Source organism: Micromonospora sp. WMMD1082, from assembly GCF_029626175.1.
In the GTDB taxonomy this organism is placed as follows: Bacteria; Actinomycetota; Actinomycetes; order Mycobacteriales; family Micromonosporaceae; genus Micromonospora.
Map to the genome: position 1 here is coordinate 5,760,677 of NZ_JARUBM010000002.1, position 21,366 is coordinate 5,782,042.

Genomic DNA, 21,366 nt, shown 5'->3' on the forward strand with positions numbered 1-21,366 from the left:
ACCGGGCGCGGTCAGCCCCGGAGGCGGTCCGCGCGGGCGTTCAGGTAGCGCTGCTGCGCCAGGTTGGTCGCGCGGGCGGCCGCCGCGCGGTACTCGGCCCGCGCCGCCGCCGGATCGCCGCGCCGCTCCAGCAGATGCGCGCGTACGGCGGGCAGCCTCGGATCCCGGGCCAGCCGCCCGTCGCCGGCCAGCCGGTCGACCAGCGCCAGTCCCGCGTCGGCTCCCTCGGCCATCGCCACCGCGACGGCGTGGTTCAGCGCGACCAGGGGATTGCCGTCCAGCTGCGTCAGCACCTCGTACAGCGCGGCGATCTGCGGCCAGTCGGTCTCCCCGGCGCTGGGTGCCTCGTCGTGCAGGGCGGCGATCGCGGCCTGGATCTGGTATGGCCCGGGCCGGCCCCGGGGCAGCACCTCGGCGACCAGCGCGGTGCCCTCGGCGATCTGGTCGGCCCGCCACCGGGAGCGGTCCTGCTCGGCCATCGGCACCAACTCGCCGTGCGGCCCGGTGCGGGCCGGTGCGCGGGCGTCGGTGAGCAGCAGCAACGCCAGCAGTCCGGTCACCTCCCCGACGTCGGGAACGCCCGCGGCGCCGGGCCGTGCCGCCGCGAAGGGCTGTGCCGCCGTGCCGCACCGCGCTGCCGCGTCGGGTCGTGCTGTCGCGTCGGGTCGTGCTGCCGCGCGGGGCGGTGGCGTCGCTGCGCCGGCGGGCAGGAGCGCGCCGGGCGGCGTTTCCGGTTCACCGCCGGGCAGCATCCGGCGCAGCAGCCGGCTCAGTCGGATCGCCTCGGCGCACAGGTCGGGGCGGAGCAGGCCCGGCCCGGACGTGCTGGCGTACCCCTCGTTGAAGATCAGGTAGAGCACCCGGAGGACGGCCGCGAGGCGCGTCGGCACCTCGGCGGGCGCGGGCATCGCGAACGGCAGCCCGCTGTCGCGGATCCGCTGCTTGCCCCGGCTGATCCGCCGGGTCATCGTCTCCTGTGGCACCAGGAACGCCCGGGCCACCTCGGCCGTGCTCAGCCCGCCCACCGCCCGCAGGGTCAGCGCGATCTGCGACGCCGGGGGCAGCGCCGGATGGCAGCAGAGGAACAGCAGGATCAGCGTGTCGTCGGCGTCCGCCGCGCGGTCGGCCGTCGGCGGCAGCCGCCGCTCGGCCAGCATCCGCCGGCCCACGGTGTCCTCCCGGTGCCGCCGGGCCTGCTCGGCGCGGAGCAGGTCGGTCAGCCGCCGGGAGGCCACCGTGATCAGCCAGGCGCGCGGGTTGTCCGGTACGCCGTCGCGGGGCCAGCCGGTGACGGCGGCGATCAGCGCCTCCTGGGTGGCGTCCTCGGCGGTGTCGAAGTGCCCGTAGCGGCGCACGAGCGCGCCGAGGACCTGCGGCGCCAGCCGGCGTAGCAGGTCCTCGACGGCCGGTTCACCCATCAGACGAGATCGTCGATGCCATCGGCGATCGGACGGATGTCGACGTACTGGCCGGGGGCGGACGGGTCGACGAAGCCGGCGGCGATCTCGGCGGCCCGGTCGAAGCTGGCGCACTCCACCACCGTGTACCCGGCGAGCACCTCCTGCGTCTCCGGGTACGGCCCGTCGGTGACCACCGGGTGGCCGTCCCGCACCTGGACCCGCCGGGCGTGCACCGGCGCGGTCAGTCCCTGGGCGTCGACCAGTTCACCGGAGTCGGCCAGTTCCTGGTGCACCCTGCCCATGTGCGCGTGCATCGCGGCCACCTCCTCGCCGGACATCGCCGGCCGGTCGGTGGCCTGCCCGGCCATCGCGTCGTAGTCGCGCTGCGAGCCGTACAGCATGATCATGTATTTCACGGTGTCTCCCTCTCGCGTCCGGCACCGCCCTGGTGCCGGCTCACCGGGGACGTCGGAGCCGGCGGTCCGTTCCGGACACGCACCTCGCCGTGCCTGGGGCCGACCCTATGCCCTACCCGGACACCGACCGGGACACCTCGTGCCGACCGGTCGACTGAACCGGAGGGGGCGGTAAGGCGTACCTGAGGGCAGCGGGCGTGACGGCCGTACCGTCGGGGTAGTGGTATCCGCATCGTCGAGGTGGGAGGGACCGGTGGCGACAGGTGGGCGAGGGCGAGGCCGGGGACGGCTCGCCGGCCTGGCGGTGGCGCTGGTGGCGGCCGCCGCCTGCATGGTGGATCCGGTGGGCCAGCCGGCCGACCCGGGCGGGCAGGGGGAACCGGCGTCGCCGAGCGCCGAGGTGACCCGCGCCGACGGCACCGACACGGTCGAGGAGTTCCGGCAGGACGTGGCCGACGCGCAGCGCCTCGCCGAGCTGTACTGGGCCGATCAGTTCCGGGCGTCGGGCCAGTCGTTCCGCCCCATCCGGCGGGTCATCCCCTACCAGCGGGACGGCGAGGTCTCCTGCGGCGGGCAGGAGGTGCCCCGCAACAACGCCGTCTACTGCACCGTCAGCGACTACATCGCGTACGACATCAACTGGTCGTTCGGCGCGTTCCGGCAGATCGGCGACGCGTTCGTGTTCTACCTGCTGGGTCACGAGTACGCCCACGGCATCCAGACCCGGCTCGGGATCCGCTACGACTACACCATCCAGCAGGAGTTGCAGGCCGACTGCATGGCCGGGGCGTACCTCGGCGACTCGGTGCGTGCCGGCCGGCTCGCCCTCGAGGAGGGCGACCTCGACGAGTTCCACGAGGGGCTGCTGGCCGTCGGTGACGACCCGGACCAACCGTGGTTCGCCGAGGGCGCCCACGGCACCCCGGAGCAGCGGTCGGAGGCGTTCTTCCGCGGCTACGAACGCTCCCTGGCCGCCTGTGACCTCGGGTGAGACCGGTGGCCTCGGTTGAGAAAGGTCACTGTGCCGGGCGCGTCGCGGGGGCGGGCTGACAGGATCCAGCGGGTACCCGAACCCGAGGAGGATCCGGTGAGCAGCGCCCAACCGGCCGCAGTGCTCTTCGACATGGACGGCACCCTGGTCGACAGCGAGCGGCTGTGGGACGTCGCGTTGACCGAACTCGCCCAGACCTACGGCGGCACGCTCTCCGCCGCCGCGCGGCGGGCGATCGTCGGCACCGGCATGGCCGACTCGATGCGCATCCTGCACGACGACCTGGGGCAGCCGCACCGCGATCCGCGAGTCAGTGCGGAGTGGATCAACGCCCGGATCCTGGAGCTGTTCCGAACCGGCCTGCAGTGGCGGCCCGGTGCGGTGGCGTTGCTGGGCGCGGTCCGGCAGGCACAGATCCCGACCGCCCTGGTCACCTCCAGCGGTCGGGCGCTCGTCGAGATCGCCCTGGACACCCTGGGCCGGGACAGCTTCGACGTGGTGGTCTGCGGCGACGAGGTCGACTCGACCAAGCCGCACCCGGAGCCGTACCTGACGGCCGCGCGGCTGCTGGGCGTGCCGATCGACCGCTGCGTGGCGATCGAGGACTCGGCGACCGGGGTGGCCAGCGCGGTCGCCGCCGGCGCGGCGGTGCTGGCCGTGCCGGCCGAGGTGCCGCTCGTACCCCGCGACGGCGTACACCAGTTGGAGAGCCTGCTCGCGGCGGACCTGGAACTGCTGACCGGGCTGCTCGTCCGCTCCCGCGCCTGACAGCGGACGTGCGGAAGGGCCCTGTTCCAGGGTGGGAACAGGGCCCTTCCGCCATACCTCAGTCGTGGGCGATGGCACCCAGGACGTTGATCCGGGCGGCCCGGATCGCCGGCAGGACCGCGGCGACCACGCCGATGATCGCGGCCAGGCCGAGGAAGACCCCCATCTGACCCCAGGGCAGCACCAGCTTGGTGATCCCCTCGTCGCGCAGGGCCTCCACCACCGCGGCGCCGAGGCCGGCGCCGACGACGACGCCGAGCAGCGCGCCGAACACCGAGATCACCACCGCCTCCACGGTGATCATTCCCATGGTCTGCGACCGGCGCAGGCCGATGGCGCGCAGCAGGCCCAGCTCGCGGGTCCGCTCCAGCACCGACAGGGCCAGGGTGTTGATGATGCCGAGTACGGCGATCACGATGGCCAGCGCCAACAGGATGCGGATCATCGTGAGCAGCCCGTCGAGTTGGCCGGCCTGCTCCTCGATGAACGCGTCCCGGTCGGCCACCGCGACCTCCGGGCTGTCCGCCAGTAGCGCCTCCACCCGAGGCAGCACGTCGGCGACCCGGGTGCCCGGCTCCAGCTGGAGGTAACCCTGGATCGGTTGGGGGATGCTGAAGTCGCGGGCCGCGTCCGCGGACAGCGCCACCGGGCCGAACAGCGGGGAACTCTCGTAGATGCCGGTGACCGTGTAGGGCCGTTCCTCACCGCGGGCCAGTTGCACCGGCACCGTCGAGCCCACCGACAGGCCCCGCGTCTGCGCCATGTCCGAGCTGATCAGCATCTGGCCCGGCCCCACCCGCTCGATGTCACCGGCGGCGGGGACGGCCCCGAACATCTGCCGCAGCGCGGTGGGTTCGCTGCTGGCCCCCACCCAGGTGCGCTCCCCGTTGATCATCGCCATGTCGCCGTACTCGCCGTCGACCAGGCGGACCCCCGGGATCGCCTTCGCCTCCTCCAGCACCGCCGGGTCGAAGGTCGGCGGGCGGGGACCGGTCTGCGTCCCGGCGATCACCAGCTCGGCCTTGATGCTGTCCTGGGCCAGACCGCTGATGCTGCTCTTGGCCGAGTCCAGGATCACCGTGATGCCGGTGACCAGGGCGATGCCGACCATCAGTGCGGCCGCGGTGATCGCCGTGCGGCGCGGGTTGCGACCGGAGTTGAGCCGGCCCAGCTTGCCCGGCACCCAGCCGGAGAAGACCGCGCCGAGCGCCGCCACCACCGGCCGGCTGATCAGCGGCGTCAGCAGGGCCACCCCGATGAACGCGAACAGCACGCCACCGAGGATCGCGGCCAGGGTGTTGCCGCCGGCGTGACCGCCCAGGCCGAGGAAGAGCAGGACGGCACCGATCCCGGTGACCACCGCGCCCGCGACGGTCACCTTGGTCAGCGGCCGGTCCGGGGTGGCCACGTCCTGCATCGCCGCGATCGGTGGAATCCGCGCGGCCCGCAGCGCCGGCAGCAGCGCCGCCACCACCGTGATGATCAGGCCGACCGCGAACGCACCGATCACCGCCGACGCGGGCACTCCCACACCGGCCAGGGTCAACCCGCCGGCGAAGGTGCTGAACAGGTACGCCAGCAGGGCACCGACCCCGATGCCGGCGGCCAGGCCGAGCACCGAGGCGATCAGGCCGATCGCGATCGCCTCCAGCACCACCGAGCCGATGATCTGCTTGCCGCTGGCGCCCACGGCCCGCAGCAGCGCCAGTTCCCGGGTGCGTTGCGCCACGATGATCGAGAAGGTGTTGAGGATCAGGAACGTGCCGACCAGCAGCGCCACCGCGGCGAAGCCGAGCAGGATCCGGTTGAAGAAGGCCAGCCCCTCCTTCAGGCCGGCGGCCGCGTCGGCGGAGAGCTGCTCACCGGTCTTGACCTCGTACCCGTCGCCGACCGCCGCGGCCACCGCGTCGCGCAGTTCGTCGTCGGAGACGCCGGAGGCGGCGCTGACCACGATGTTGTTGAACACGTCCGGCTCGCCGAGCATCAACCGCTGCGCCGCCGGGGTGGTGAACATGACCTCGTTGGCGCCGCCGATGGAGTCCCGGTCGCCGCTGTAACCGAAGATGCCGACGATGGTGAAGTCCTCGCGCGGGCCCAGGGTGAGCACGCCGACCCGGTCGCCGAGGGCGACCTTGCCGGCGGTCGCCAGACCCTTGTTGATGACGATCTCGTCGTCGGCCTGGGGTTCCCGGCCCTCGCGCAACTGCAGCAGGTCGCTCACGCCGATCCAGTTGCCGCCCAGCTGCGGCGGCCCGAACGAGGTGACGGCCTTGCCGTTGCTGCCGATCAGCCGGGCACCGTCGGCGCTCACCACGCCGGTGGCCTCGGCCACCCCGGGCACCGACCGCACCGTCTCCACCGTGGCCGCCGGGAACGGCGGCTGCAGCGCCTCGCCCTCCATCTCCGTCATCGCCAGCTTCGGCTTGCCGGCCACGTTGACGTCGACATCCTCGTAGGCCTCGGCGAAGATCTGGTCGAAGGAACGGCCGAGGGTGTCGGTGAGGACGAAGGCGCCGGAGACGAACATGACGCCGAGCACCACCGCCAGGCCGGACAGCACCAGCCGGACCTTGCGCGCCAACAGGCTCTTCAGAGTCGCCCGGAACATCAGCCGGACACCTCGGCGGGAGCGTCCAGCTTCTTCATCGTGTCCAGCACCGTCTCGGCGGTCGGCTCGATCAACTCCGAGACGATCTCTCCGTCGGCGAGGAACACCACCCGGTCGGCGTACGCGGCGGCGGTCGGGTCGTGGGTGACCATGACGATGGTCTGCCCGTGCTCGCGTACCGAGTTGCGCAGGAAGTTGAGCACCTCGGCGCCGGAGCGCGAGTCGAGGTTGCCGGTCGGCTCGTCGGCGAAGATCACCTCGGGGCGGGCCACCAGGGCCCGGGCGCACGCCACCCGCTGCTGCTGGCCGCCGGAGAGCTGCGCCGGCCGGTGGCCCAACCGGTCCCGCAGGCCGACCGTGTCGATCACGACGTCGTACCAGGCCGGGTCCGGCTTGCGCCCGGCGATCGACAGCGGCAGCAGGATGTTCTCCTTGGCGGTCAACGTCGGCAGCAGGTTGAACTGCTGGAAGATGAAACCGACCTTGTCCCGGCGCAGCTTCGTCAGGCCCGCGTCACCGAGCCCGGTGACCGTGGTGTCGCCGACCTGCACCGTTCCCCGGGTCACCGTGTCCAACCCGGCCAGGCAGTGCATCAGCGTCGACTTGCCGGAGCCGGACGGGCCCATGATCGCGGTGAACCGCCCGCGCTCGAACTCGGCACTGACCCCCCGCAGCGCGATGACCTGCGCCTCGCCGCTGCCGTACACCTTCCACACGTCGCTCGCCCGGGCTGCGGCCGGGGCCGGCTGGCCTGTCGTAGCGGTCACGTCACGTACCTCTCCGTCGCTGTCTGATCGCGCCGCCCCCGCTGGTCCGGCGCGAGTCCATCATCGGTGCTGCCCGAGGCGGATCCCTCCGACTCCGGGCGGAGCCGGGGCGGATTTCCGGCTGCGGGTACCCCCCACGCGGCGTCAGGGTTTGTCCCCGACCCGCGACCGGTCGGCGTCCACCGGCCGGCGCATCCCATCGTGACGGTCTCCGCCACGTGAGGATCAACCAGATTCCGCCGCCGGTCGTCACGGTAGGTGACGGATGCAACGGCCGCGTTACGCCCCAGGTCGGACCAGACCCGACTCGTACGCCAGGACGACCGCCTGCACCCGGTCGCGCAACCCGAGCTTGGTCAGCACGTGCCCCACGTGGGTCTTGATGGTGGTCTCGCTCACCGACAGCGCCCGGGCGATCTCGGCGTTGGACAACCCCCGGGCCACCTGCACGAGCACCTCCCGTTCCCGCTCGGTCAACGCGCCGAGCGCCTTCGGGGGCGTCGCCGACGGGTCCGGCAGCGCGTCGGCGAAGCGGTCCAGCAACCGTCGCAGGATCCGGGGCGCCACCACCGCGTCACCGGCGGCCACCGTGTGGATCGCGGTGACCAGATCCTCCGCCGGCACGTCCTTGGCCAGGAAGCCGCTCGCCCCGGCGCGCAGCGCCCCCACCACGTACTCGTCGAGGTCGAAGGTGGTCAGGATGAGCACCCGCACCGGCAGCCGCGCGTCCACGATGGCCCGGGTGGCGCTCACCCCGTCCATCCGGGGCATCCGGATGTCCATCAGCACCACGTCCGGCAGCAGCCGGCGGGACAGCTCCACCGCCTCCGCCCCGTCGCCGGCCTCCGCGACGATGTCCAGGTCGGTCTCCGCGCCGAGGACCATCCGGAAGCCGGTACGCAGCAGCGGCTGGTCGTCGGCGAGCAGGATGCGCACCGGCCGTGCCCGCCCGGTCGAATCGGCCATCTGATCCTCCACCCTCACAGGCCCGCTCACCGGGCCACCTTGCCGCCGTCGGGCAGGGGTTCGACCGGGATGCGCGCGTACACCCGGTAGCCGCCGCCGGTCCGCGCGCCGATGCGCAGGACCCCACCGTAGAGCCCGACCCGCTCCCGCATCCCGACCAGGCCGTGCCCGACCCGGTCCGTGTCCGGCGACGGCCCCCGACCGGTGTCGGTGACCTCCACCTCCACCGCGCCGCCGGTGAAGCTCACCCGCACCTGCGCGGTGGCCGTGCCGGCGTGCTTGAGCGCGTTCGTCAGCGCCTCCTGCACGATCCGGTACACGGTCAGCGCGACCCCCTCCTCCAGGGGCCCGGGGGTGCCCGCCACGGTCAGCGTCACCGGCAACCCGGCCTCGCGCACCTGGTCGGTCAGCGCCTCGATGCCGGCGATCCCGGGCTGCGGCGCCAGCTCCGCCGCCGGCTCGGCCTCGGTCCGCAGCACGTCGAGCAGCCGGCGCAGCTCCCGCAGGGTCGCCCGGCTGGTCTCCTCGATGGTGCCGATCGCCTCGTCGGCGGCGTCCGGGTCGCGGCGCAGCACCCGCCGGACCCCGGTGGCCAGCACCCCCATCACGCTGACATGGTGCGCCACGACGTCGTGCAGTTCCCGGGCGATGCGCCGCCGCTCGTCGGCGACCGCCTGCTCGGCCAGGGCCCGCTGGTTCGTCTCGGCGGCCCGGGCGCGTTCACGCAGCGCCTCGGTGGAGGAGCGCCGGGCGTTTACCGTGCGCCCCACCGAGAACGACACGATCCCCACCAGGAGGTTGTTCGCCACCAGGTACCCGGCGCTGATCTGCGGGAAGCCCTCGGGCGGCATGAGGGCGTTCACCACCGCCACCGGAACCCAGAGCAGGGTCGCCGCCACCAGCGCCGGGCGCACCGGGCGGTAGGCGGCCATCGTGTAGGTGAGCACCACGATGGTGAGGCTCTGCGTCGTCGGCGCCACGTCGATGGTGACGGGCAGCACCAGGGTCGCCAGCACGGCCAGCACCGCCGGCCACGGCGCCACCCGGCGCAGCACCGTCGGTGCCGCGCACAGCAGGCTCCAGCCCAGTGCCGTCGGCAGCGGTCGGGGCCAGAACTCCCGTGGGGTCAGCAGGGTGAACACGACCTCCGCCAAGACCAGCCCGACGGCCAGCAGCGCGTCACCGGCCAGCGGACGCCGGCGCAGCCACTCCCTCAGCTCGCTACCCACGCCACCGACGCTAGCCGCCCCCACCGCCGAAAGATCGTCGTGCGTGCTGAGCCGGCCCTCCTCCCCGGGGAGGAGGGCCCCTACTCGTCGGCGCCGGGCGGCACCGGGGAGGCGCCGGCGGCCCGCAGCGGGTCGGGGCCTGCGGCCGGCTCCGGGAAGGGTGGTGGGGTGCCGCCGTAGCTGGGGCAGTGCGCCTGGTGGCTGCACCAGTCGCAGAGCTTGCTCGGCCGGGGCCGGAAGTCCCGCGCGCGGGTGGCCTGCTCGATCGCCCGCCACAACGCCACCACCGTGCGCTCGAACCGCACCAGTTCCTCGGCGTCGGGGGCGTAGTCGCAGACCTCGGCGTCCTTGAGGTAGAGCAGGCGCAGCACCCGGGGAACCACGCCGCGGGTGCGCCACAGCACCAGGGCGTAGAACTTCAGCTGGAACAGGGCCCGGGCCTCGAACGCCTCGCGGGGGGCGCCGCCGGTCTTGTAATCCACCACCCGCAGCGCACCGTCGGGGGCCACGTCGAGCCGGTCGAGGTAGCCGCGGATCAGCAACTCGTCGTCGACGACCGCGGAGATCAGGCTCTCCCGCTCGGCCGGCTCCAACCGGCGCGGATCCTCCACCGCGAAGTAGCCCCCCAGCAGGGCCGACGCCGAGCGCAGGAACTCCGCCACGGCGGGCGGATCGTCGTCGGGGAAGATCCCGGCCAACTCCGGCTGCTCGGTGACCAGGCGATCCCACTGCGGTGCGACGAGGTCACCGGCGGCGTCCGGCGTCCGCCCGGCCGGCGGCAGGTCGAACAGCCGCTCCAGCACCGCGTGCACCAGCGTGCCCCGGGCCTGCTCCACGGTGGGCCGCTCGGGCAGCCGGTCGATGCTGCGGAACCGGTAGAGCAGTGGGCAGGTCTTGAAATCCGCCGCCCGCGACGGTGACAGCGAGGCCCGCACCGTCGCCGGTGGCTGCGTCGGAGTCGGGGCCTGCTGGGTGATCACCGGATCCGCCGTCATGCCCCGGAAGGTTAGGGCACGGGTGTGACAGGTCGCCCGCCGCCGCACCGGTACGTGATCTCCCGCCGCGTAGCATCAGCCGGATGGAACAGCGCAGGCGACCGCGGGCAGGCCGGCGCTCCGGCGTACAGGTGGGCCGGGTCTTCGGGGTGCCGCTGTACCTGAACGCCTCGATCCTGCTGCTCGCGGTGCTGATCACCGTCCTGTACGGCGAACTGGCCGGCCAGCGGCTGCAACTCTCCCCACTCGGCGGCTACCTGGTCGGCGCCGGGTTCGTGGTCTCGCTGCTCGGCTCGGTGCTGGCCCACGAACTCGGGCACGCCCTCACCGCCCGCCACTTCGGCATCGGTGTCCGCGGGATCACCCTGGAACTGCTCGGCGGGTACACCGAGATGGACCGCGACGCGCCGTCCCCGCGGGTGGACCTGCTGGTGTCGCTGGCCGGGCCGGCGGTCTCCGCGGTGCTCGGCGTGGCGGCGGTCGCCGCGACGCTGGCCCTGCCCGACCGTACCGTGGCCGACCAGCTCGCCTTCCTGCTCGCGGCCAGCAACGTCATCGTCGCGCTGTTCAACATCCTCCCCGGCCTGCCGCTGGACGGCGGGCGGGCGTTGCGCGCGGTGATCTGGGCGCTGACCCGGGACCGGCACCGGGCCACCGAGGTGGCCGGACAGGCGGGCCGGGTCCTCGCCGTCGGCACCGCGCTGCTGGTGGCGGCGCTCTACGCGATCGACGTGCTGAGCCTGTTGGCGCTGCCGCTGATGGCGCTGGTCACCCTCACCCTCTGGCACGGCGCCGGGCAGTCGATCAGGATGTCCCGGATCAGCCGGCGGCTTCCGCTGGTCGACCTGGCCCAGCTCGCCCGGCCGGTGCACACCGTGCCCACCGGCACCCCGCTGGCCGAGGCGCAGCGCCGCGCCGCGGAGACCCACCACCCGGGCGCCGGGCCGGAGCGTCCGGTCGCGCTGCTGGTCACCGACTCCGCGGGCCGGCCGGTGGCCGTGGTCGACCCGGCGGCCGCGGCCGCCGTGCCGGAGGCCCGCCGGCCCTGGCTGGCCGTGGACGCGGTGGCCCGCTCGATCGCCGACCTGCCGAACGTGTCGGTCGACACCGACGGGGAACGGGTACTGGAGACCGTGCAGGCCCACCCGGGCGCGCAGTACCTCGTGACGGCAGGCGAAGATGTCGTCGGCATCCTGCACATCGCGGATCTGGCTCAACTGCTCGAACCTCACCGGAAGATGAACACGTGACCGTCACCCACTCCGCCCACCCGGCCATCCCGGGCACCGACGTGCCCACCGAGCGGGCACCGTCGCCCGCCGTGCACCGGGGGCCGTTCCGGCCCGGTGACCGGGTGCAGCTGACCGACCCCAAGGGGCGGATGCACACGGTCACCCTGGAACCGGGCAAGGAGTTCCACACCCACCGCGGCATCCTGGCGCACGACGCGCTGATCGGCCTGCCCGACGGCAGTGTGGTCAGCACCTCCGGCGGTGGCACCGCGTTCCTGGCGCTGCGCCCGCTGCTGTCGGACTACGTGCTCTCCATGCCCCGGGGCGCCCAGGTGATCTACCCGAAGGATGCCGCCCAGATCGTCGCCATGGGCGACATCTTCCCCGGTGCCAAGGTCCTGGAGGCCGGCGCCGGTTCCGGCGCGCTGAGCTGCTCGCTGCTGCGCGCGGTCGGCACCACCGGGGAACTGCACTCCTACGAGCTGCGCGACGACTTCGCCCAGATCGCCCGGCGCAACGTCGAGTCCTTCTTCAACGGGCCGCACCCGGCCTGGCACCTGCACGTGGGGGACGTCGCCGAGTGCCCGGAGACCGGTTTCGACCGGATCATCCTGGACATGCTGACCCCCTGGGAGAACCTCGACATGGTCGAGGGCGCGCTGCTGCCCGGCGGGGTCTTCATCGGCTACGTGGCCACCACCCCCCAGCTGTCCGAGCTGGTCGAGGCGCTGCGGGAGCGCGGCGGCTGGACCGAGCCCCGGGCCTGGGAGTCGCTGGTACGGGACTGGCACGCCGAAGGGCTGGCGGTTCGACCCGATCACCGGATGATCGCGCACACCGCGTTCCTCGTCTCCGCGCGTAAGCTCGCCCCCGGAGTCACCGCCCCGCCGCGACGCCGCAAGCCCAGCAAGGGCACCGAGGCGTACGCGCAACGCCGCCAGGCGCTGCGCGAGGCGGAGGCGGCCCGGCAGGCGACGGCGGTGCCGACCGAGGCACCGGCCGACCGGCCACGACCCGAGGTGACGCAGGAGATGGACAGGCCGTGACGGCGGAATGGGGCGGCTGGGAGTGAACGGGCTGATCCTGGGCGCCGGTCGGCGGTGGCCGGAGGTGACGGCATGAGCCGGCCCGGCTTCGGCGGTGGCGACCTGCCGGCGGTCTTTCCCGACTGGTCGCCCTACACCGATCTCGAATCGGCGGCGCGGGCCTACCTGCGGGATCCGGACGTCGCCCTGGAGGCCCTCGGCGGTGTGCTGCGCGGGGCGTCGGTGCTCGGCTTCACCCTGGAACGCTTCGTCAACGAGGTGAACGGGGTGTGGCAGGAGGTCGTGGTCTGCGACGGCAGCCGCCTGGTGCTCTGGCACGGCGAGGACGTGCCGCCGGGGGAGGGGCCGCCGGGCTCGATGACCTCCTCGCTGCGGGTGGTGCCGGTCTCCTCGGTCACCGAGGTCGGCTGCCGGCGCCGGCTGTTCCGCCACGACAACGGCGAGATCCGGGTCGACAGTATCGACGTATATCTGCTGCTGACCTCGCTGGACGAGTCGCCGCCGAGCGAGGAGAGCGCCGGTGGGCCGCGCCACGACGCGCTGCGTTTCGGCAAGACCCTCGACGACGGCGGTGCCGGGCAGATAGCCCGGTTGGAGGAGTTCGCCCGGCTGGTCGCCTCGGTGGTCGGCCGCCCGTTGCTGTGACGGGCCGGCCGGTCGGGATCAGTCGTCGGCCTCCGGGCCGGCCACCTCGACGCCGTCGCTGCCGCGTACGACGTGGATGCACTCGCCCGGGCACTCCTTCGCCGAGTCGATCACCTCAAGGCGCAGATGCGCCGGCACGTCCACCCGGGCACCGTGGGTCTGGCGCAGCTCGCCGTCGGTGCCCTTGACGTACGCCAGCCCGTCGATGTCGAACTCGAAGACCTCCGGCGCGTACTGCACGCACAGCCCGTCGCCGGTGCAGAGATCCTGGTCCACCCAGACCTGCAGCTGGTCGGTCGCGACCTCGGCCACCGGCGCACCCCCCATGTTCTCCCGTCCCACCCCCCGACGGTACCCGAATGCCGGTACCCGTCCGCCGACCCACCCTGGCGATCAAGCTTCGGTGACGGGCGCGTTGCGGAGGACCGAATCGGCCTCATAGCGGCTAGTGTTAGCTCAGAACGTTCAAGCCCCCCGGGGAGGTGGGACGTGGCACGCAGCGACGACGCGGACTCGCGCGCCGCACGGTGGGAGAAGGAGGCCCACGATCTCTCCACGCAGGTCGCGTTTCTTCAAGAGGAACTCGCTCTGGTGCGGCGCAAGTTGACCGAGAGCCCCCGACACGTCCGGCAGCTCGAAGAGCGGCTGGCCGCCACCCAGGCGCAGTTGGCGCGGCTGACCGAGAACAACGAACGGCTCGTGGGCACCCTCAAGGAGGCCCGCGCGCAGATCGTGACGCTCAAGGAGGAGATCGACCGACTCGCCCAGCCCCCCAGTGGCTACGGCGTCTTCCTGGCCCGGCACGACGACGGCACCGTCGACGTCTTCACCGGCGGGCGCAAACTGCGCGTGGCCGTCTCACCCTCGATCGATCTGGGTGAGCTGCGGCGCGGCCAGGAGGTCCTGCTCAACGATGCGCTCAACATCGTCGATGCGTTCGGCTACGAACGGGTCGGCGAGGTGGTCATGCTCAAGGAGATCCTCGCGGGCCCCGGCGGCGCACCCGGCGACCGGGCGCTGGTGGTCTCGCACTCCGACGAGGAGCGCATCGTGCACCTGGCCGAGACCCTGATCGGCAGTCCGATCCGGGCCGGCGACTCGCTCATGATCGAACCGCGCTCGGCGTACGCGTACGAGCGGATTCCCAAGAGCGAGGTCGAGGAGCTCGTGCTGGAGGAGGTGCCGGATGTCGACTACACCGACATCGGCGGCCTGCACTCCCAGATCGAGCAGATCCGGGACGCGGTGGAACTGCCGTTCCTGCACGCCGACCTGTTCCGGGAGCACCAGCTGCGCCCGCCGAAGGGCATCCTGCTCTACGGGCCGCCCGGCTGTGGCAAGACGCTGATCGCCAAGGCGGTCGCCAACTCGCTGGCGAAGAAGATCGCCGAGCGGCGGGGTGAGGAGAAGCACACCAGCTTCTTCCTCAACATCAAGGGCCCCGAGCTGCTCAACAAGTACGTCGGCGAGACCGAGCGGCACATCCGGCTGGTCTTCCAGCGGGCGCGGGAGAAGGCCGGCGAGGGCACCCCGGTCATCGTCTTCTTCGACGAGATGGACTCGGTCTTCCGTACCCGCGGCTCCGGTGTCTCCTCCGACGTGGAGAACACCATCGTGCCGCAGCTGCTCAGCGAGATCGACGGGGTCGAGGGGCTGGAGAACGTCATCGTCATCGGCGCCTCCAACCGGGAAGACATGATCGACCCGGCGATCCTGCGCCCGGGGCGGCTCGACGTGAAGATCAAGATTGAGCGTCCGGACGCCGAGGCGGCCAAGGACATCTTCTCGAAGTACATCCTGCCCGGCCTGCCGCTGCACGCCGACGACCTGGCCGAACACGGCTCCGACGCCCAGGCCACCGTCGCCGCCATGATCGACGCGGTGGTCCTGCGGATGTACTCGGAAACCGAGGAGAACCGCTTCCTGGAGGTCACCTACGCCAACGGTGACAAGGAGGTCCTCTACTTCAAGGACTTCAACTCCGGCGCGATGATCCAGAACATCGTCGACCGCGGCAAGAAGATGGCGATCAAGGAGTTCCTCACCTCCGGCCGCAAGGGGTTGCGCCTGCAACACCTGCTCGACGCCTGCGTCGACGAGTTCCGGGAGAACGAGGACCTGCCCAACACCACCAACCCGGACGACTGGGCCCGCATCTCCGGCAAGAAGGGCGAGCGGATCGTCTACATCCGCACGCTCGTCTCCGGTGGCAAGGGCACCGAGGCCGGCCGCTCCATCGAGACCGCCAGCAACACCGGCCAGTACCTCTAACCGACGCGCACGCAGGGCCCGTGACGGCACCCGTCACGGGCCCTGCGCGTACGCTCCGGCGGGCCGGCACGCGACGGACGACGCCGGTAGGATTCGGAACGACTCTCCCATTACGCAAAGGATCTGCGTGCCCACCGAGCAGAGCGAGCTGGCCCCGCCGCTCGTCCCGACCTCGACCCCCAGCCCCACCCCGCCGCACCGCCGCCCGCTCGCCGCGCTGGCCGCCCTGGCGGTGGCCTGGCTCCTGCCGCTCGTCGCGACCGCCGTCGACGCCCCCTGGGTGCTGCCCCCGCTGGTCCTGCTGGCCACCGCGAGCGTGCTGCGCGGCGGCCGCACCCTGCTCGACCGGCTGTTGCTCGCCACCGTCCTGCTCATCGGCCTCACCGCCGCCGCCGGCCTGCTCTTCGCCGTCTGGCCGTGGGGGATGGCACCGGTCCCGGTGACCGGCACCGCCCTCACCGTGCTCGTCCTGGCCGCCCTGGCCACCGGGCGGCGCCCCACCCTGCCGCGTCCGGCCTGGGCCGACCTGTTCCCCGTGGTCGGCACCGCCGCGCTCGTCGGCTACCTCGCCCAACCCGTGGTACGCGCCGACGGCCTCGTCGGCCAGCTCACCATCCTCGGCAGGGGCGAGGACCACCTGCGCCATCTCACCCTCGTCGACGTCCTCGGCCGGCACGGCGGGTACGCCTTCGTCGACCCCGCCGCCGTACGCGAGCAGCTCCTCTCCCTGCTCGTCTACTACCCGCAGGGCTGGCACCTGCTGGTCGCCCTGCTCGACGGCCACCGCACCCTGCCCGGCGCCGCGCCGGCCGGGGTCGAGGCGGTGTCGCCGTACCTCTGGTGGAACATCGCCGGCTTCGGCCTGTTCGTGCTCATCCTGCTCTGGGCCGCACACCGCCTGCCCGGCCCGCTGCACCCGTTGAGCCGGGGCGTGCTCACCGTCGTCGTCGGCGCGCTCGTCCTCGGCACCCAGATGCCCCGGATGCTGCTCTCCGGATACCCCACCGAGACGCTCGGGCTGGCCCTCACCGTCGCCCTGGCCGCCCTCGTCGCCCGGCCGGTCGCCGCCCTCCGCGAACACCTGCTGCTGCTCGGCGCCCTGCTCGTCGCGATCGGCTACACCTACTACCTGTTCCTGCCCGCCGCCGCCGTCATCGTGCTCGGCGCGCTGCTCGCCCAGCGCCGCGAGGTGCTCCGGGTACGCGGCACCGCGCTGACCATCGGCCTGGCCACCGCCGCCCTTACTCCGGTGCCGATCCTGCTCGGCGTGTTCCGCGCCAACCAGACCGAATCGCTCACCGCCGCCGTGGGGCCGGACCTCACCGAGACCTGGCTCGCCCTCGGCGGCCTCGGCGCCCTCGTGGTGCCGGCGCTGCTGCTGCACGCGCTCTGGCTCGGCCGCACCGATCCGGCCTGGCGACACTGGCTCTTCGTCCTGCTGGCCAGCGTCGCACTCACCCTCGCCATCGGGCAGGCCAGCGTCAGCCTCGGCGGTGAACCCGGCTACTACTTCAACAAGGCCGGGCACCTCACCACCGTGCTGCTCATCGTCGGCACCGCCGCCGTGGTGCGGCTGTTGCCGGTCCCGCGCGACCGCCGCCCGGCGCGTACCGTCGTGGCCGCGTTCACCGCCGTCACCGTGGCCGCCGCGACCGTGCTGCTCGCCGGCGTCACCGGCTGGCACCGCAGCCTGCTCGTCGCCGACCCGCCGACCTGGGCGCAGCGCTGGGTGCACCAGCAGGTCGACCAGCCCACCCGGGCGGCCGCCGTGTGCGAGGAGGTCAACCGGCGCTATCCGCCCGACGGGGTCACCACGGTCGTCCTCGACCGCATCCCGTACCGCTCCTACCTGGCGAACATCTGCGTCTCCACCCTCCAGGGCACCACCGCGTGGACCGAGCCCGCCATCTACCACATGGTCTTCGTCGAACCGGATCGGACCGTGCAGATGCTGCGCCGGACGCCCGGTGAGATCCGGCTCGTCGTCACCACCGACGGCGCGCGGGTGCGGGTCGACCGGCTGCTCCGGGCCGACCCGGAACTGCGCGACCGGGTGACCGTGGAGATGATGCTCGTCGACGAACCGCAAGCCTGACCGGCGCGACCCGCGGTACGCCGCGCCACCGCCACGCCCCCGGTTGGCCGGTCGCGGACTACGCTCGACGTGACGGGGGACCGGTCGGGCAAACGAAGCGGGTAGGTCGATGAGCGTAAGACGGATCATGGGCACCGAGGTCGAGTACGGCATCTCCGTGCCCGGCCAGGCCGGGGCCAACCCGATGGTCACCTCCTCACAGGTGGTGAACGCCTACGGCGCCCGCCCGGAACTGAACCGGGGTGGTCGGGCCCGTTGGGACTACGAGGAGGAGTCACCGCTGCGCGACGCCCGGGGTTTCACCTACTCCGGTGCGGCATACGACCCGGCCGAGGCACTCGCCGACGAGGACCTCGGGCTGGCCAACGTGATTCTCACCAACGGCGCGCGGCTCTACGTCGACCACGCCCACCCGGAGTACTCCACCCCCGAGGTGACGAACCCGCGTGACGTCGTCCGCTGGGACAAGGCGGGGGAGCGGGTGATGGCGGAGGCGGCGCGGCGGGCCGCCACGATCCCGGGCGCGGCACAGATCCACCTCTACAAGAACAACACCGACAACAAGGGCGCCAGCTACGGTGCGCACGAGAACTACCTCATGCGTCGGCAGACGCCGTTCGCCGACATCGTGGCGTACCTGACCCCGTTCTTCGTCACCCGGCAGATCGTCTGCGGCGCCGGGCGGGTCGGCATCGGGCAGGACGGCGGCCAGAGCGGCTTCCAGATCTCCCAGCGTGCCGACTTCTTCGAGGTCGAGGTCGGCCTGGAGACTACGCTCAAGCGGCCGATCATCAACACCCGCGACGAACCGCACGCCGACGCGGACAAGTACCGCCGGCTGCACGTCATCATCGGCGACGCCAACCTCTCGGAGATCTCCACCTATCTCAAGGTGGGCACCACCGCGCTGATCCTCACCATGATCGAGGAGAAGGCGCTCGGTCCCGACCTCGGCATCGCCGACCCGGTCGGCGAGCTGCGCGCGGTCAGCCACGACCCGTCGCTGACCCACCGGATGCGGCTGCGCGACGGGCGCCGGCTGACCGCCATGGACGTGCAGTGGGCCTACCTGGAGCGGGTACGCGCATTCGTGGACGACCGCTACGGCAGCGACGTCGACGAGCAGACCGCCGACGTGCTGGACCGGTGGGAGGACGTGCTGGACCGGCTGGGGCGCGACGTGATGCTCTGCGCCGACGAGCTGGACTGGGTGGCCAAGCTGCGGCTGCTGGAGGGCTACCGGGAGCGCGAGAAGCTCGGCTGGGGCTCGCACAAGCTCCAGCTGGTCGACCTGCAGTATTCCGACGTACGCCCGGAGAAGGGCCTCTACCACCGGCTGGTCTCCCGTGGGTCGATGAGGACGCTGCTCACCGACGAGGAGAGCCGTACGGCGATGACCGAGCCGCCGGAGGACACCCGGGCCTACTTCCGGGGTCGCTGCCTGGCGCAGTACGCCTCCGAGGTGGTGGCCGCCAGCTGGGATTCGGTCATCTTCGACGTCGGCCGGGAGTCGCTGGTGCGGGTGCCGATGATGGAGCCGGAGCGCGGCACCAAGGGGCACGTGGGCGCGCTGTTCGACCGCTGCGCCAGCGCGAAGGATCTGCTGGAGACCCTGACCGGCGGCTGAGTCACCCGTCGGGTCGTCGTCCGCCCGCCGCGCGCTGGTTCCCCGGTACCGGCGCGCGGCGGGCGTTTCGTCATGCCCGCGAGGTAAGTTCATCGCAGGGAGATCGTGGAGGAGGCAACAGTGGCCACTCGTGACAGCGGCGGTCAGTCGCAGTCGGGCAAGTCCCGGCAGGGCGAAGAAGTCGAGGACGCGGCCGTCGAGGCGAACCCGGAGGTCGCCGAGCGGCACGCCGAGATCACCGAGGACGTCGACGACCTGCTCGACGAGATCGACTCCGTCCTGGAGGAGAACGCCGAGGAGTTCGTGAGGGGATACGTGCAAAAAGGGGGACAATGACGCATATGCCCGACCTGCCCGGAGGGTGGACGGAACGAGCTGTCGGCCGGGCAGAACGGCGTGTGCGCGGTCTGCGGTGACCCCGATCCGGAACATGTGGACCACGATCATCGCACCGGGTGGGTGCGCGGGATACTCTGCTTCAACTGCAACGGTGGTCTTGGCCAGTTCCGTGACAGTCCCACGAGGCTGGCCAGGGCCATCACGTACCTGAGAGGAACCACGTGGCAGCGGGTCTTGATCCATCCGGGCGTCTTCCAGATGTGTTCACCAACGCGGGGACGTCCTCCTTCACGGCATTCCTGAGCAAGGTGGCCCCCGAGATGCTGCCCGGCCGCCGGGCGCTGCCCCCGGGCATGGCCGCCGACCTGGCCCCGCACGCCACCACCATCGTGGCCATCGCCGCCGCCGGCGGTGTCGTGATGGCCGGTGACCGGCGGGCCACCATGGGCAACCTGATCGCCCAGCGGGACATCGAGAAGGTGCACCCGGCCGACGCGTACTCGCTGGTGGGCATCGCCGGCACCGCCGGCATCGGCATCGAGCTGATGCGACTGTTCCAGGTGGAGCTGGAGCACTACGAGAAGATCGAGGGCGCGATGCTCTCGCTCGACGGCAAGGCGAACCGACTCGCCTCGATGATCCGGGGCAACCTGGGCGCGGCGATGCAGGGGCTGGCCGTGATCCCGCTCTTCGCCGGGTTCGACCTGGCGGCGAAGGACCCGGTGCGGGCCGGGCGGATCTTCAGTTTCGACGTCACCGGCGGCCCGTACGAGGAGACTGGTTACGACGCGATCGGCTCGGGCTCGCTGTTCGCCAAGTCGGCGTTGAAGAAGCGGTTCCGGGCCGGCCTGTCCGTCGACGACGCGGTGCGGTTGGCGGTGGAGGCGCTCTACGACGCCGCCGACGACGACACCGCGACCGGCGGGCCCGACCTGACCCGGCGGATCTACCCGGTGGTGATGACCGCGACGGCGGAGGGGACGCACCGGTTGACCGACGTGGAGACCTCGGCGATCGCGGAGAGCGTGGTCGCCGCCCGGATGGAGAATCCGGGCGGCTGAACCGCCGCACCCCGCCCGCAGCTGACCGCAGTCCCCCCGTACCGCCCGAAGGAGAGCCGCCGCCGTGGCCATGCAGTTCTACGCCTCACCCGAACAGATCATGCGCGACCGTTCCGAGCTGGCCCGCAAGGGCATCGCCCGGGGGCGCAGCGCGGTGGTCGTGAGCTACGCCGGTGGCGTGCTCTTCGTCGCGGAGAATCTTTCCAGCGCTCTGCACAAGGTCAGCGAGATCTACGACCGGATCGGGTTCGCCGCGGTCGGCAAGTACAACGAGTTCGAGAACCTGCGCCGGGCCGGCGTGCGGATGGCCGACCTGAACGGCCTGAGCTACGACCGCCGTGACGTGACCGGGCTGGCGCTGGCCAACTCGTACGCGCAGATCCTCGGCGCGATCTTCACGGAGCAGTCGAAGCCGTTCGAGGTGGAGATCTGTGTGGCCGAGGTGGGTGCCACCCCGGAGGAGGACTCGCTCTACCGCAACACCTACGACGGGTCGGTCACCGACGAGCCGGGCCGGATGGCGATGGGTGGCCAGGCGGACGCGATCGCCGGGGTGCTCAAGTCGCACCACCGGCCGGACATGTCGCTCGGCGAGGCGGTGAAGGTGGCGGTGCGGGCGCTGGGCAGCGTCGGCGGCGAGGGCGGTGCCGCCCGCACGATCGCCGCCCACCAGCTGGAGGTGGCGATCCTGGATCGTGGCCGGGTGGGGCGTACCTTCCGCCGGATCACCGGTGCGGCGCTGACCGCGCTGCTCGACGGCGGCGCGGACGACGGGTCGGCGGCCGAGGGCGACCGGGCGCAGACGCCGACCACGCCGACGGAGGAGGCGCACAAGCCGACCACCTCGGCCGGTTCCGCCGACCTGGAGGACAAGCCGGGCGACAAGCCCGACGCCTGACGATCGGGGCGA

20 protein-coding genes are annotated in these 21,366 nt (G+C 72.3%); 12 read left to right on the forward strand and 8 right to left on the reverse strand.

The features are described from left to right. Nucleotides 1–11: 11 nt before the first annotated feature. Both O7615_RS26545 and O7615_RS26550 read right to left on the reverse strand, forming a co-directional pair. Nucleotides 12–1,418, reverse strand: a complete 1,407-nt coding sequence (locus O7615_RS26545; protein ID WP_278180510.1) for a sigma-70 family RNA polymerase sigma factor — start codon at nucleotides 1,416–1,418, stop codon at nucleotides 12–14. Continuing rightward, nucleotides 1,418–1,807 (reverse strand): YciI family protein, encoded by a 390-nt coding sequence (locus O7615_RS26550; RefSeq protein ID WP_278182243.1) that lies wholly within the window; start codon nucleotides 1,805–1,807, stop codon nucleotides 1,418–1,420. The genes O7615_RS26545 and O7615_RS26550 overlap by 1 nt, the downstream gene beginning before the upstream one ends. Nucleotides 1,808–2,069: 262 nt before the next feature. Here O7615_RS26550 and O7615_RS26555 point away from each other — a divergent pair, with 262 nt between their 5' ends. Both O7615_RS26555 and O7615_RS26560 read left to right on the forward strand, forming a co-directional pair. Continuing rightward, complete coding sequence (locus tag O7615_RS26555) at nucleotides 2,070–2,807, forward strand: neutral zinc metallopeptidase (protein ID WP_278180511.1); 738 nt, start codon at nucleotides 2,070–2,072, stop codon at nucleotides 2,805–2,807. Between the two features lie 120 nt (nucleotides 2,808–2,927). Next, nucleotides 2,928–3,575, forward strand: a complete 648-nt coding sequence (locus tag O7615_RS26560; RefSeq protein WP_278182244.1) for an HAD family phosphatase — start codon at nucleotides 2,928–2,930, stop codon at nucleotides 3,573–3,575. A 58-nt stretch (nucleotides 3,576–3,633) separates the two neighbouring features. On the opposite strand, the gene O7615_RS26565 is transcribed toward O7615_RS26560, so the two are convergent. The 5 genes from O7615_RS26565 to O7615_RS26585 form a co-directional block, all read right to left on the reverse strand. Continuing rightward, nucleotides 3,634–6,183 carry an ABC transporter permease gene (locus O7615_RS26565; protein ID WP_278180512.1) on the reverse strand — a complete coding sequence of 850 codons (2,550 nt, stop codon included), beginning with the start codon at nucleotides 6,181–6,183 and terminating at the stop codon, nucleotides 3,634–3,636. Beyond that, nucleotides 6,183–6,950 carry an ABC transporter ATP-binding protein gene (locus tag O7615_RS26570; protein ID WP_278180513.1) on the reverse strand — a complete coding sequence of 256 codons (768 nt, stop codon included), beginning with the start codon at nucleotides 6,948–6,950 and terminating at the stop codon, nucleotides 6,183–6,185. Before O7615_RS26570 ends, O7615_RS26565 begins: the two co-directional genes overlap by 1 nt. A 279-nt stretch (nucleotides 6,951–7,229) precedes the next feature. Further along, nucleotides 7,230–7,916 (reverse strand): response regulator transcription factor, encoded by a 687-nt coding sequence (locus O7615_RS26575; protein WP_278180514.1) that lies wholly within the window; start codon nucleotides 7,914–7,916, stop codon nucleotides 7,230–7,232. A 26-nt stretch (nucleotides 7,917–7,942) separates the two neighbouring features. Continuing rightward, on the reverse strand, nucleotides 7,943–9,145 hold the full coding sequence (locus O7615_RS26580) for a sensor histidine kinase (protein WP_278180515.1): 1,203 nt from the start codon (nucleotides 9,143–9,145) through the stop codon (nucleotides 7,943–7,945). An 80-nt stretch (nucleotides 9,146–9,225) separates the two neighbouring features. After that, the gene (locus O7615_RS26585) at nucleotides 9,226–10,140 is read right to left on the reverse strand and encodes a PD-(D/E)XK nuclease family protein (protein WP_278180516.1); all 915 of its coding nucleotides are present in this window, start codon (nucleotides 10,138–10,140) and stop codon (nucleotides 9,226–9,228) included. Nucleotides 10,141–10,223: 83 nt separating this feature from the next. Between O7615_RS26585 and O7615_RS26590 the strand changes: the two genes are divergently transcribed. The 3 genes from O7615_RS26590 to O7615_RS26600 all read left to right on the forward strand — a co-directional run bounded on the left by O7615_RS26590 (nucleotide 10,224) and on the right by O7615_RS26600 (nucleotide 13,063). Further along, nucleotides 10,224–11,390, forward strand: a complete 1,167-nt coding sequence (locus O7615_RS26590) for a site-2 protease family protein (protein ID WP_278180517.1) — start codon at nucleotides 10,224–10,226, stop codon at nucleotides 11,388–11,390. Nucleotides 11,391–11,416: 26 nt separating this feature from the next. Further along, nucleotides 11,417–12,418 carry a tRNA (adenine-N1)-methyltransferase gene (locus tag O7615_RS26595; RefSeq protein ID WP_278182245.1) on the forward strand — a complete coding sequence of 334 codons (1,002 nt, stop codon included), beginning with the start codon at nucleotides 11,417–11,419 and terminating at the stop codon, nucleotides 12,416–12,418. A 72-nt stretch (nucleotides 12,419–12,490) separates the two neighbouring features. Next, entirely contained in the window at nucleotides 12,491–13,063 is a 573-nt protein-coding gene (locus O7615_RS26600) for a hypothetical protein (protein WP_099845578.1), read from the forward strand. An 18-nt stretch (nucleotides 13,064–13,081) separates the two neighbouring features. On the opposite strand, the gene O7615_RS26605 is transcribed toward O7615_RS26600, so the two are convergent. Further along, nucleotides 13,082–13,375: a ferredoxin gene (locus O7615_RS26605; RefSeq protein ID WP_278182246.1), complete on the reverse strand. Its 294-nt coding sequence runs from the start codon at nucleotides 13,373–13,375 to the stop codon at nucleotides 13,082–13,084. A 177-nt stretch (nucleotides 13,376–13,552) separates the two neighbouring features. On the opposite strand from O7615_RS26605, the gene arc reads away from it, so the two are divergent. From arc to prcA, 7 genes are all read left to right on the forward strand, one after another. Beyond that, nucleotides 13,553–15,334, forward strand: a complete 1,782-nt coding sequence (gene arc, locus O7615_RS26610) for a proteasome ATPase (RefSeq protein ID WP_278180518.1) — start codon at nucleotides 13,553–13,555, stop codon at nucleotides 15,332–15,334. Between the two features lie 127 nt (nucleotides 15,335–15,461). Next, nucleotides 15,462–17,429: a hypothetical protein gene (locus O7615_RS26615; RefSeq protein WP_278180519.1), complete on the forward strand. Its 1,968-nt coding sequence runs from the start codon at nucleotides 15,462–15,464 to the stop codon at nucleotides 17,427–17,429. A gap of 109 nt (nucleotides 17,430–17,538) precedes the next feature. Further along, on the forward strand, nucleotides 17,539–19,056 hold the full coding sequence (gene dop / locus O7615_RS26620) for a depupylase/deamidase Dop (RefSeq protein WP_347405103.1): 1,518 nt from the start codon (nucleotides 17,539–17,541) through the stop codon (nucleotides 19,054–19,056). Between the two features lie 120 nt (nucleotides 19,057–19,176). Continuing rightward, nucleotides 19,177–19,392, forward strand: coding sequence for a ubiquitin-like protein Pup (locus tag O7615_RS26625; protein ID WP_278180520.1), 216 nt, complete (start codon nucleotides 19,177–19,179; stop codon nucleotides 19,390–19,392). 60 nt (nucleotides 19,393–19,452) lie between these two features. Beyond that, nucleotides 19,453–19,698 (forward strand): endonuclease VII domain-containing protein, encoded by a 246-nt coding sequence (locus tag O7615_RS26630; protein WP_278180521.1) that lies wholly within the window; start codon nucleotides 19,453–19,455, stop codon nucleotides 19,696–19,698. Continuing rightward, nucleotides 19,617–20,456 carry a proteasome subunit beta gene (gene prcB, locus O7615_RS26635; RefSeq protein ID WP_278180522.1) on the forward strand — a complete coding sequence of 280 codons (840 nt, stop codon included), beginning with the start codon at nucleotides 19,617–19,619 and terminating at the stop codon, nucleotides 20,454–20,456. Before O7615_RS26630 ends, prcB begins: the two co-directional genes overlap by 82 nt. A 64-nt stretch (nucleotides 20,457–20,520) precedes the next feature. Beyond that, nucleotides 20,521–21,354 carry a proteasome subunit alpha gene (prcA, locus tag O7615_RS26640; protein WP_278180523.1) on the forward strand — a complete coding sequence of 278 codons (834 nt, stop codon included), beginning with the start codon at nucleotides 20,521–20,523 and terminating at the stop codon, nucleotides 21,352–21,354. The last annotated feature ends 12 nt before the right edge of the window (nucleotides 21,355–21,366 follow it).